Source organism: Pseudothermotoga sp. (assembly GCF_031962025.1).
Taxonomy (GTDB): Bacteria; Thermotogota; Thermotogae; order Thermotogales; family DSM-5069; genus Pseudothermotoga_B.
In genome coordinates, this window is sequence record NZ_JAVRKW010000006.1 from 123,941 (window position 1) to 136,157 (window position 12,217).

The following is a 12,217-nucleotide window of genomic DNA, read 5'->3' on the forward strand; positions in this document are numbered from 1 at the left end:
AACCCTATGTTTACTTAACACTCGGGATTTTGCTGATTTTGAATTTTGCATTTGACTAATGTCTGATGATGTAGAATCTATATCGTGAAAGGAGTGAATAATGTGGGTGATCTAACTCAAAAACTGAGGGAATTTTTTGTAATACCGGATTTTGAAGAATGTGAAAAAATTTTGTGTGTGCAGCCTCACCCAGATGATGCGGATATAGGTATGGGTGCAACTGTCTCAAAGCTTTCAGAGAAGGGTGTAAAGATCTATTATCTGACCATTACCGATGGTGGAGCAGGATCAAGAGACGAAGAACTTGTAGGCAAAAAATTGCGTGAAATAAGAAGGAAAGAACAAGAGAAGGCTGCGCAGATCCTTGGAGTTCATGAGTTAATCTGGCTTGATTTTGAAGATCTTGGTGATTACACGATAGAACAGGTAAGAACGAATGTGGCTGAATACATAAGAAAGATAAAACCCGAAATTGTTTTCACAGTGGATCCATTTCTTGTGTACGAGGTTCACCCAGATCACATAAAGACTGGTATGGGTACTTCACAGGCTACAAGTCTTTACAGATTACCAAAGGTTCTTGCAGGTACATCTGATCATGAGGTGAAGGCAATCGGTTTTTTCAACACAGCTTTTCCCAACACTTTTTACGAAATCGAACAAAGGCATCTTGAAAAGAAACTGCTTGCGCTTTCACAGCACAAAAGCCAGTTTGACGAAAAATCTTTGCAGATGATTTCTTTTTATCTGAGTGAAAAAGCAAAGCGCGGTGAAAGGCTTGTTGAGCAGTTCAAGGTCCTTCCACCCGCGATGTTGCACGTGATGCCAGAGGCTTTGGAATTTTAGAGGTGATGAAAATGTATTTCATGGGAGTAGACGTTGGGGGCACAAAAACAGATGTTGCAGTGGCAGATCAAAATGGGAAGGTGATTTCGTATCTCAGAACAAAGGGTGCTAACTATCAAGCAGTAGGTGTGGATCAGGCATTTGAGATCATTAAACAGGCAATAGATCACGCACTTTCAAAAGCCGGTTTAAAGAAAGATGATCTTACGTATTCTTATTTTGGAGTTGCCGGTGCGGACATGGATTTTGAAATAGAAATCACAAGATCTATTCTGGATAAACTGGAACTGAAAAAATACAGTTTTGACAACGATGGCAGAATCGCTCTCAGATCCGGTACCCTTGATGATGTAGGTATCTTGATAAGTTGCGGTACCGGTGGGATCAATTACGCATGCGATGGGAAAACCATTTCAAGAAAAGGGGGATTTTCGCGCTTTTTCGGTGAGAGATTGGGTTCTTTCATCATAGCAAGTTTGGTCGCATCGGCAGTAATCAGATCAAAAGACCAAAGAGATGAACACACGATTATGCAGCAAATTTTCGAATCAAAGATAGGTGAACCCATAGAGAACATCATGCGTTATGAATACATGGGACAGGACAGGTCAAAGTTACATCAGTACGCTATTTTGTTAATAGAAACGCTTTATGAAGCCGCTAAACTTCACGACTATGTTGCTTTGAAAATACTTCTAAAGATTGTCGATGAAGTTTTAAAGATAATCAACGCGTTTCTAAAAGAGATGGATTTCACACCTCCCGTGAAAGTGGTGCTTGAGGGGAGCTTTTTCAAAAAAGCAGATCGAATTTTGATACAGATGATTCGATCAGCCCTGAAAGATGATTTTGATCTGATCATACCAAACCATCCACCCGTTGTTGGTGCAATCCTTCTTGCTGCGCAGATGGCAGGTTACACTTTCAAAGAAGAGGCTGTCAAAAATCTCATCACATACTGGGGTGATAAGTCATGAAAATCGCAGTGATTGGCGGGGCAAGTACTTACACACCAGAGCTGATAAAGGGTTTTTTAGAAATATCACAGGATGTGAAAATAGACCAGATTGTTCTGCACGACATAGAACAATCGGCTGAAAAACTTCAGATCGTCTATGAATTCACAAAAAGGCTGGTCAGGGATAAATTCAAAGTGGAAAAAACCTTTGATATTGTACAAGCCGTACAGGGAGCAGATTATGTGATTTTTCAATTTCGTGTAGGGGGTCTTCAGGCAAGACAGAATGATGAACAGATACCGATTTCCTATGGATTTATAGGACAGGAGACAACGGGTATCGGCGGGTTTTCTTGTGCTTTGAGAACCTTTCCTGTGGTGAAAAGATACGTTGAGATAGTGGATAAATACAGTAATGCAACGATCATCAACTTCACAAATCCATCAGGGCACATGACCGAATTTGTGCTCAACTACATGGGATTTGAAAGATTCATAGGTCTGTGCAATATACCGATCAATCTCTTGAAAATGATTTCGCAGATAGTCAATTGCAGTATACAGGACATTTTTCTCAAATACTATGGATTAAATCACCTGACCTTCCTTGAAAAAGTGTACGTGAAGGATCAAGACATCACACAGATTTTGATGCAAAAGATCAAGCTGCACCTTGCCAATATCCCATCACAGGAATTTCCAGATTGGCTTTTAGACGTGCTGAAGTTGTATCCCAATGCTTATCTAAGATACTACCTGTCTGAAAAAACGATGCTGGAGAAACTCAAAAAGGAAGGCACGCGTGCAGAAAAAGTGCAGACGATAGAAAGAAAACTACTTGAACTGTACAAAACATCAAATGAAATTCCAGCAGAACTATCTCAAAGAGGGGGCAGTATGTATTCAACAGCCGCCGCACATTTGATAAGAGATCTTTCACTATCTTCGGGAACGATACATATAGTGAACAGTAAAAACAACGGTGCTGTGAGCAATCTACCGGATGATTATGTGCTTGAAATTCCCTGTTTTGTGAAAGCTGGGCGGGTTTTTCCTGTGACACTGGGAAAAGCAGACGAATTTGCGGCTGGTTTGATCCATACGGTTAAAATGTATGAAAGATTGACGATTCAAGCATTTCTGGAAAAATCAAAAAAGACTGCCATTAAAGCATTGCTGTTGCATCCACTTGGTCCTGGTATCGAAGATGTACAGCAACTGCTCGAAGAAATTCTCAAAGTCAATAGAGATTTCATAGATCTGAAGTAAAATTGGGGATGGAGCAAAACGGGGCAAAAACAATGGGGGGATAGGAAGATCATTTGGCGATATAATAGACGAGTGAGCCGTTTATGAAAATCACAGGTGGGATTTTCAAATCAAGAGAGCTTAAACCAGTTCCAGACCCAAGAACAAGGTACACATCATCTCTTGTCAGACAGGCACTCTTTAACATGGTAGATGTTTCACAAAAGAGTTTTCTGGAACTTTTTTGTGGGAGTGCTATTGTGTCATTTGAAGCAATAAGCCGTGGTGCGGTTAATGTCGTTGCTGTTGATATATCAAAAAAGGCAGTCAGCACAGCCATTGAAAATTCAAAAAAACTTGGAGTACAGATAAGAATTGTCAATGCAGATTTCAGACGGTTTCTCAGTTCATGCGCAGAATCATTTGATATAGTCTTTGCAGATCCACCGTATAACATGGGATTTGTTCAGGAACTTTTGAACGTTATTCGTCAGAAAGATCATATTGGCAAGATGATCATTGTGGAGAAGGCAGTCTCAGAAAGGTTCATCCTGCCAGAAAAGTTCACCCTGCTCAAATCAAAAAAATATGGAGACACAGAACTTGTTCTGATTGAAAGAATACCAAGAGAGTAGACCTATGGCTGTTATACGTTGATACATCATGCCGGCCGGTCAGCGCTGTCCATTATATATAATACGATTTTGCAAAGACAGATGAAAATCAAAAGCCAGCATCTAAAAAGAATTTTGAAAAGAAAAATCAAAATTTTGCCTGATTTATCATTAAACCAAAAGTTTGTTTAGTCTAACTTTTTAGAGTGCCCATCATAAACCGTTCAACCATATTTGATAAAGCTTTGAATAGTACTCTCTTAAGACTGGATCTGGGATGTATTGCTGGGTTTTTGATGTTTTTTCTTTCAAAAACGATAGGTCGCCCTGGCTCAAGGCATATAGTATTGTACCAAGGGCTGCACCCTGACGACTGCTCTGAAGGATTATTTTGTGATCGAAGATCGCGCTAACCATCTTCATCCATACATCTGCCTGGGTCAATCCACCTGTTGCCACAACTTTTTTCAGGCATTTTGGCATCGTTTTAACGACGTCAAAGGCACGTTTCAGATTGAAAGCGATGCCTTCAAGCACACTCTTCGCAATCTGTTCTTCAGTGGTAGTGCTCTTTAATCTATCGAATCTCGCAGAAGGTACTGGATCAAATTTCGGAAATCTTTTTCCAAAAATGAATGGATAGAAGAGAACAGAATTTTCAAGATCGGGATTTGCAAGAATTTTCTGGACTTTTTCCAGGACAGCAGCGTGATCATACTTTGAGAAGAGTTTTATATACCAATCAAAGACATACCCACCGTTTTTGATCGCGGCACCTGTTATGTAATGGTTTTCATCCAGCACATAGCACCAGATACCTGGTTTGGGATATTCACTCGGTGGTTGTTTCACGATGGTTCTAATCGCGGCACTGCTTCCAACAGAGATGGTCAAAGAATCTTCAACGCCCGCACCTGCACCTATGCTCGAAGCCGCTGCATCTGATAGACCTATTATCACAGAAATACCTTCTTTTAATCCAGATCTCTCTGCCGCGGATTTTTGCAATTTCAAAGTTTCCCTGACTGAAACAAGTTGTGGGAACATCTTTTTGTCAAGACCGACAAGATCTCTGAGCTCGTCATAACACCATTGTTTTGTATGTATATCAAGATAGCCACTGCCCGATGCAACACTCATGTCACTGACCAGCTCGCCAGTCAATTTATAGATTATGTAATCTTTCTGAGAGACAATTTTGCAGGTGGATTTTAGTTTTTCACTGTCATTTTCATCAAGCCAGAGTAATTTGTAAAATGGATAGACTGTGTCTGGAGGACAACCTGTCTTTCTGTGCAAATGTTCTGCAAGTTGCTCATCTTTTGATATCTTTTTTACTTGCTCTATGGATCTTTCATCCAACCAGGGAATGATATTACCGATTGGTTTTAAATCCTTATCGAGCAGTAACAGAGTGTGCAGTGCGCAATCCAATACAATTGCATCGATATCTTTAAATGACTGTGCCACCTGCCTCAGAGCATCGAAGACGGCATTTTCTACCTCTGAAGGATCTTGTTCAAACATTCCCGGTCCAGTGGAGAAGGGTTGATAAGCTCTGCTGATATCCATTTCAATTTCTTTTTTAAGAGAATTGTACACAACCACTTTGACTGCGGTCGTACCTAAATCAACACCTACATATATTCCCATGACGGTGAGCACCTCCATTACTGTGAAAAGCCTTGTTTAACGAGCTTGTCAATGACCTCGCTGTTAGCGATGTACTTTGGCAATTTCTTATTGAAGAAATCTATCACCGATTGCGCTGCCATCATATTCATGTTGTAAATTGCCTCGTATGTGTGTGCACCAATGTGAGGCGTGAGAATCAGTTTTGGACAGTCATACAGCATAGAATTCTCAGGTAGTGGCTCAACTTCAAAGGCATCGAGCGCTGCACCTGCAATCTGGTTTTCTCTCAAGGCTTCTACCAGAGCTGTTTCATCCACTATCCCACCGCGTGAGGTGTTTATCAAAAAAGCTGTTTTTTTCATCATCTGGATTTCCCTCTTACCTATCATTTTTCTTGTAGATTGATTGAGAGGAAGATGCAGGGAGACAAAATCACTTGTTTTCAGCAAAGTTTCCATGTCAGCATATTCGACCGAGTACTTTTTCATCGTTTCTTTATCGACAAATGGATCATAGGCTATGACTTTCATTCCAAGGCAGAGTGCCCTCTTTGCTGTTTCTCTGCCTATAGCTCCAAAGCCGATTATTCCAAGAGTTTTTCTGAAAAGTTCGATCCCGACAGGTGATGAAAAATTCTTGTTCTGTGACAGCTCTTTGTGTACGTCTATTAATTTTCTTGATAGGGCAAAGATCAACCCTATTGTGAGTTCAGCGACCGACACGGTATTTGCATTCACGGTTATTGTCACAGGTATTCCCAGTTCAGTTGCTTTCGCTAAATCAACGTTATCTACACCCACCCCATGTCTTGCAATGATTTTCAAAGAAGATTTCTCGATCATATCTGCTGAGAGTTTTCCTGTTCCAAGAATTATCGCATCAGCTTTTTTCAAAAGATCTAACCTCAGTGAATCACTCCACTCTATGTGAAATCCATTGTTCTTCAGTAAATCTACAGGTTCTGATGAGTATCTACCGAAGGTTCGTGTAACAACAAGTACGGTCTTCACATGATCCCCTCCCGAAAGCGAGAATCAGTATTTCAATTCTGAGACTGCAAGACGGCTCCTGTTAAGACTTTCTATTGCTTTTGCATCTCTTGCAGCAAGCATGGTGTAAATCGTATCTAAAATCACTAACTGAACGATACGAGATGTCATTGCATCTGTTCTAATGCGCGTCTCCCTTGTGTTCGTCGAGAGGACAACAGTTGAAACTTTTGCCAAACTCGATTTTCTGTTACCGGTTATGGCAACCACCGGTACACTCAGCTCCATAGCCTTTTTCGCAAGCGCAACAATCGACTTGGTCTCACCAGAATGAGACACGGCAACTAAAAGATCATTCTGGGTGCAGTTTGCAAGAACTGTAGCCATGATGTGTTCGTCATTGGAGAACAGGCAATTTTTTCCTATTCTGGTGAATTTGTGAAAGGCATCAAACGCAACGGCTGCAGACGCTGCAAAACCAAAGAAAAGTATTCTCTGGGCTTTTTTAAACAGAATAGTTGCCTTTTCAACGGCTTCAACATCCAAGCTATCGAGCGTGTCCAGAATGGCTTTAACGGTTGCTTTGAAGATTTTTTGAGTGATCGTTTTTGAATCATCTTTTTCAGATACATCCTCATAGACGATTTCCATAGGTGCCTTTGAGAGATCTTGAGCGAGCAATACCTTAAACTGTTGAAAACTGCTAAGATTCAATTTTCTGTAGAATTTAACCACAGAAGCTTCACTTTTCACATTCGCAAGTCTGCTCAAATCACTTATCGAACACTCAAGCACACCTCTTGGGTCTTTCAAAATCACATCTGCAATTCTTTTTTCTGCATCTGTCAATGAATCATAAGTATCTCTCAGAATCTGCAGAATATCCATAAGCTCACCTCCTAAGGATCGTCCAGCTGCCTCGATGAAGAGTCTATCTCAAGATTATGTACTGTTCTATAACGTCTATAACGACTTTCATAATATGAAATTAAACCATGGTCGATCCACCATCAATGTTTATGACACTGCCTGTCATAAAAGATGCTTCATCGCACGCTGCAAAAAGTATTGCAAAGGCGATTTCTTCTTCCTTGCCAAGCCGTTTCATGGGAATTCTTGAGATCATTTTCTTCATTGTTTCTTCTGGATTTGCAGATGCCTTGACTCTTTCTGCAAGTCCTTGAGAATAAGTCGTGCCTGGACATATCGCGTTGACCCTTATGCCAAATTCAACATAATCAACTGCAAGGGACCTTGTCAAACCAAGAAGGGCTGCTTTTGATATACTGTAAACACATCTTCTTGGAATGCCAATCTGCCCTGCCTCAGAGGCGATATTGACAATGACACCTGATCTTTGCTTTTTCATTTCCTGAACGGCGTACTTTGATAGTAAGAAAGGTCCTTTGACGTTTACTTCAATCGTTTTTGTGAAATCTTCTTCACTGGTTTCCTCTATATTGCCGTAAGGGACTATTCCTGCGTTGTTCACCAGAATATCGATTTTTCCAAAGGCTTCTACAGTTTTTCTAACTATAGCTTCTGCATCCTTTGCAACGTCCCCTGTGACAAAAATTGCCTGTCGCCCGGTTTGTTTTATCATCTCAACGGTCTCACTTCCCCTTTGTTCAGATATATCATTGACTGCTACACTGGCACCCCTTTCGGCAAACATGAGTGCGGCTTTGCGCCCTATACCAGAGCCAGCTCCTGTTATCAAAACTACCTTTCCAGAAAAATTCATTTTTCAACCCTCCTTTATTTGAACAACAGATTTGGTAGCAACAATACCAGTTGCGGGAAGAACATCACAACGAATATGACAGCAACAGTAGCAATGAAAAACGGCACAGATGCTTTTGTATATTCCTCAACAGAAGCACCGAGTACCGAACAACCTGCATACATCGAGGCACCGACTGGTGGTGTTTGATTTCCCATTGCTGCAGCAAGTATGAAGACCAGACCAAAATGCACAGGATCCAATCCAACCCTTCTGGCAACAGGTAGCAGAACCGATGTGAGCATCAAAATCAACGCTGTTGCATCAATGAACAGACCAGCAAAGATCAGGAAAATAATTATCATTGTCATAAGCACATAAGGGTTGGTACTGATATTCAGCAAAAAACTTGCCAGTTTCTCTGGTGTCTTCTCCCAAACCATACCGTAACCGAAAATCTGCGACATTGCTATTATGTACATAACACTGCCAACATCGTTGATCGAATCGTCAAGAGTGTGTTTGAAAAATGTCTTTACATCGAGTTCTCTGTAAATAATCATGCCAACTATCAGTCCATAAACCACTGCAAATGAACCGACCTCAGATGGCGTGAAAATACCTGTTCTGAGTCCCAGCAAAAGCAGGATGGGGAATATGACAGCCCAGATACTCTTTCCCAGAGCTCTTATGACCTCGCTTGTAGGGGCACGTTTTTCTCTCTCTGGTTGCAGGCCCATGCTTTTTGCGGATAACCATATCGCAACCATGTATGAGACCATTAGCAAAAGCCCTGGAATTATCCCCGCTGCAAACAATCTTCCTATGGAAACCTGTCCAATGGTTCCATAGATGATGAAAGCAATCCCCGGTGGTATTATCGGTGTTATCAATGATGTCCAGACATTTACCGCTACAGCATAACCTTTTGGATAACCTCTTTTGAGCATCTCTGGACCAAGCATCCGCGTTTCCATAGCTGCATCTGCGATGCTTGAACCAGAAACACCACCCATGAGTGTTGATAAAACCGCAGACACCTGTGCAAGTCCACCTCTCATGTGGCCAGTCAATGAAGCTGCAAAATTCATCAACCTGCTGGTCACACCACCGTAGTTCATCACATTACCTGCCAGAATGAAAAGTGGTATCGCGATTAGTGTGAAGTTCAGTATTTGAGACAGACTGACCTGTATTGGTATAGTTATGGGAAGTGATGGATTTTGTAAAAACCACACAAATCCAGATATACCTATGGCAAATGCCACAGGCATGCCCATCAGCAGAAAAATCGCAAAAACGATTACGACCAGTGTCATTTCATTTTGCCCCCTCTGCAGGAGTTTTTCTCAGTTCGTTTACTATCTTTATGATAGTTGTTCTGAGTATGAGAATTGCACCTACTGGCACGCTCACATTTATCCATGAGTAACTGAAATTAGGTATACCGGCAAAGGTTCTGAACCTTGTTGTGTAGGTCAGTCGAAATCCCCAGATTATCAGGTATACCAGAAAGGAGGCTATTATAAAATAATTAATCAGTCTGATTATTTTCTGTACCTTCAATGGCAATCGCTTCACCAAAAGATCGACTGACATCATTCTGTTATTTCTCCATGCTACATCAACCGCAAAAAAGCACGCCCACCCAAACATAAAAGTACTCATGTCAACTGCCCAGTTCATTGGATGTTTCAAAAACCTGGCTATACCAGACATGAAAATGAGAATTATCATCATAATTATCAGGATCTTCGCAGCGGTCTTTTCAAATGAAAGAAGATACTGGTCGAACTTTTTCACCTATATCACCTCTGCAGAAAGACAGATCAAAAGCCCAACTCCTTACAAGGAGTTGGGCTCAGAAAAACTAAAAAAGCTCTCATTTTCCTTCCAGTGCTTTTAATTCCTGAATAAGCTGATTTCTCGCGTCGACAAGCTTAAGAACTTCGTAGGCTTTTTCTCCGGCTTTCATAAAGGCATCGATGTCAACATCTGTTATTATTTGCATACCCTTGTTTATTACTTCCTGTTTGAACTTCTCATTCAGTTCCTTCATGATTTTTAACGAGGTTTCTATACCAGCCTTGTCACATTCTTCTACGAGTATTTTCTGGTATTCTGGTGGTAAACTGTTAAACCACTTTGCGCTTACAACCTCAAAGTTTATTAAAAGAATGTGACCTGTTTCAGAACCATATTTAAGTACTTCGTAGAGCTTTCCTCCGTATATGTTTGCGTACACCAGTTCAGCACCATCAACAGCCTTGGTCTGAATACCTGTGTAAATCTCTCCAAAATTCATAGCCACCGGCTGGGCACCAAGAGCACGGACAGATTCTTGCCAGATGGGAGTTCCGGGTGTTCTGATTCTCAATCCTTTCAGATCTTCTGGCTTTCTGATTGGTTTGTTTGTGAAGAAGTGTCTGTAACCCTGAATCCACATGTAAGAAACTACCTTGAACCCGTATTTCTCTTCGAGTTCCTTAAGCCATTTTTGCATGGTTGGAGTCTGTTTGAGTTTTGTGAGAACATCCAGAGCCTGCTCTGGTGTGGTTGCTCCCAGGTAGTTCACAAAATATGGTGCGTTCATAACGGCAATGGGTGGAACGTACATGCCCATTCTTGCTGAATCTGTGTTTTGACCGATATTGGCACCGGCTCTGATCTGTTCAAGAATATCTTCTTCAACACCAAGTTGTGCACTGTGGTAAACTTCAATTTTCAATTCACCATTTGTCCTTTCTTCAACAGCTTTCGCCCACTTGAGAAATCCTTCATGATATGGTTCGGTTGGTGCAAGAACATGGTTGAATCTCAAAACATATTTTGGTGCTGCAAAAAGTGATGTTGCAAACACACACAACGTTACCAGAAAGATCACCGTAAACCTGCCTGTACCCTTCATGGGTTCACCCCCTGTGAAAAAATTATCTGACTGCCACTATAAATAGTGGTGTCCGAAAAAAAATTATACACCAAATCAACCCTGAGTCAACGGCACAGTCATTTTTTAACAAATTGCCTCAAAAGATAATTACACCAGCGTGCTTGTGCTTAATTTCGATTTACAAGCTTTTTTTCATAGATTCAGCAAAGATTTTGTTGTAGAGATTGCACTAACAGTTAACAGCTTTTAAAGTGAAAGAGAATTACTGTTCTATACAATTTATATGAGAATTTTTCGCTGGAGGTGCAAAGATGAAGTTATCTATCAGAGTACTTGGAATCATAATCTTTGTGGTTGTCTCATTGTTGGTACTTTTGCCAACGGTGTTTGTCTCTTATAGATCAAACACCAAGGCAACACAGCAACAGCTTTATGCGAGGGTACTCAATGGAGCTGTTGAGGTTTTCAAGGAATATGTCAAGTCTGAATATGGAAAACTTAGCTTGCAAGATGGAGTCTTAGTTGACGCATCGCAAAAGCCCGTTAAAGACAGATTTGAAGTTGTAGACAAAATAAGCACCCAGATGGATATTGTAGCAACGATATTTCAAAAACAAGGCAATGATTTTTTGAGAGTATCAACATCGATTCGTAAAGACGATGGAAGCAGAGCTGTTGGAACATTTCTTGGAACAGACAGCGCAGCGTACAAACCAGTTATGCAAAAACAGCGCTACATTGGAAAAGCCAAAATACTTGGCAAGGATTATGTCACAGCCTATGACCCAGTATTAGACGAACAGGGTAATGTCATAGGTATCCTTTTTGTCGGTGTTCCGACCAAAGTCGTGGATGACATGGTTGCTTCAAGCCAGAAAATATTTGTCAGGAATGTTATCATAACAGCAGTTATCGTTTTTGCACTGGCTCTAATATTGGGAGTGTTGTTTGTTGATAATGTTCTTGGAAAACCTATGAAACGACTCACGATTATGATGAACAAAATTAAAGATGGTGATTTGATTTTCCAGATAAATGAAAAAGCTCTCAGCAGGGATTTTGCTCAAATGTTTGAAACAGTAAAAGCGATGAAAAAAGGTTTGGCAGAGCTTGTATCGCGTATAAACGATGAGTCACAGAAAGTCACTGAAAGTGGTCAATCACTTGCTTCAGTTTCACAGCAGTTGAGTGCAACAAGTGAAGAATTATCTTCACAGATGGAAGAAGTGAACAAGAGTGCACAGAACGCATCTGCATCGATAGAGCAGGTCACAAGCGGTATAGAAGAAGTAGCGGCAAGTGCACAGAATGTAT

At 40.9% G+C, this 12,217-nt stretch carries 12 protein-coding genes; 5 read left to right on the top strand and 7 right to left on the bottom strand.

Features of this window, described 5'->3' with window-relative positions; genetic code table 11:
* Positions 1-102: 102 nt before the first annotated feature.
* The 4 genes from AC4E92_RS06650 (at position 103) to rsmD (ending at position 3,687) form a co-directional block, all read left to right on the top strand.
* On the top strand, positions 103-846 hold the full coding sequence (locus tag AC4E92_RS06650; RefSeq protein WP_490239809.1) for a PIG-L deacetylase family protein: 744 nt from the start codon (positions 103-105) through the stop codon (positions 844-846).
* A gap of 5 nt (positions 847-851) precedes the next feature.
* Positions 852-1,823 (top strand): N-acetylglucosamine kinase, encoded by a 972-nt coding sequence (locus AC4E92_RS06655; RefSeq protein WP_490239810.1) that lies wholly within the window; start codon positions 852-854, stop codon positions 1,821-1,823.
* On the top strand, positions 1,820-3,073 hold the full coding sequence (locus tag AC4E92_RS06660; RefSeq protein WP_490239811.1) for a 6-phospho-beta-glucosidase: 1,254 nt from the start codon (positions 1,820-1,822) through the stop codon (positions 3,071-3,073). The genes AC4E92_RS06655 and AC4E92_RS06660 overlap by 4 nt, the downstream gene beginning before the upstream one ends.
* An 83-nt stretch (positions 3,074-3,156) precedes the next feature.
* Positions 3,157-3,687, top strand: a complete 531-nt coding sequence (rsmD, locus tag AC4E92_RS06665; RefSeq protein WP_490239812.1) for a 16S rRNA (guanine(966)-N(2))-methyltransferase RsmD — start codon at positions 3,157-3,159, stop codon at positions 3,685-3,687.
* Between the two features lie 192 nt (positions 3,688-3,879).
* On the opposite strand, the gene AC4E92_RS06670 is transcribed toward rsmD, so the two are convergent.
* The 7 genes from AC4E92_RS06670 to AC4E92_RS06700 all read right to left on the bottom strand — a co-directional run bounded on the left by AC4E92_RS06670 (position 3,880) and on the right by AC4E92_RS06700 (position 10,921).
* Complete coding sequence (locus tag AC4E92_RS06670; RefSeq protein WP_490239813.1) at positions 3,880-5,319, bottom strand: gluconokinase; 1,440 nt, start codon at positions 5,317-5,319, stop codon at positions 3,880-3,882.
* A 17-nt stretch (positions 5,320-5,336) separates the two neighbouring features.
* Positions 5,337-6,311 carry a phosphoglycerate dehydrogenase gene (locus AC4E92_RS06675; RefSeq protein ID WP_490239814.1) on the bottom strand — a complete coding sequence of 325 codons (975 nt, stop codon included), beginning with the start codon at positions 6,309-6,311 and terminating at the stop codon, positions 5,337-5,339.
* 24 nt (positions 6,312-6,335) lie between these two features.
* On the bottom strand, positions 6,336-7,178 hold the full coding sequence (locus tag AC4E92_RS06680) for a MurR/RpiR family transcriptional regulator (RefSeq protein ID WP_490239815.1): 843 nt from the start codon (positions 7,176-7,178) through the stop codon (positions 6,336-6,338).
* A 100-nt stretch (positions 7,179-7,278) separates the two neighbouring features.
* A complete protein-coding gene (locus tag AC4E92_RS06685) occupies positions 7,279-8,034 on the bottom strand; it encodes an SDR family NAD(P)-dependent oxidoreductase (protein WP_490239816.1) in 756 nt (251 codons plus the stop codon).
* 14 nt (positions 8,035-8,048) lie between these two features.
* The gene (locus tag AC4E92_RS06690) at positions 8,049-9,332 is read right to left on the bottom strand and encodes a TRAP transporter large permease (protein ID WP_490239817.1); all 1,284 of its coding nucleotides are present in this window, start codon (positions 9,330-9,332) and stop codon (positions 8,049-8,051) included.
* Between the two features lies 1 nt (position 9,333).
* Entirely contained in the window at positions 9,334-9,816 is a 483-nt protein-coding gene (locus AC4E92_RS06695; protein ID WP_490239818.1) for a TRAP transporter small permease, read from the bottom strand.
* A 79-nt stretch (positions 9,817-9,895) separates the two neighbouring features.
* Positions 9,896-10,921, bottom strand: coding sequence for a C4-dicarboxylate TRAP transporter substrate-binding protein (locus AC4E92_RS06700; RefSeq protein WP_490239819.1), 1,026 nt, complete (start codon positions 10,919-10,921; stop codon positions 9,896-9,898).
* A gap of 293 nt (positions 10,922-11,214) precedes the next feature.
* Between AC4E92_RS06700 and AC4E92_RS06705 the strand changes: the two genes are divergently transcribed.
* Positions 11,215-12,217 (top strand): Cache 3/Cache 2 fusion domain-containing protein (locus tag AC4E92_RS06705; RefSeq protein WP_490239820.1); only part of this gene is annotated, 1,003 nt, incomplete at its 3' end.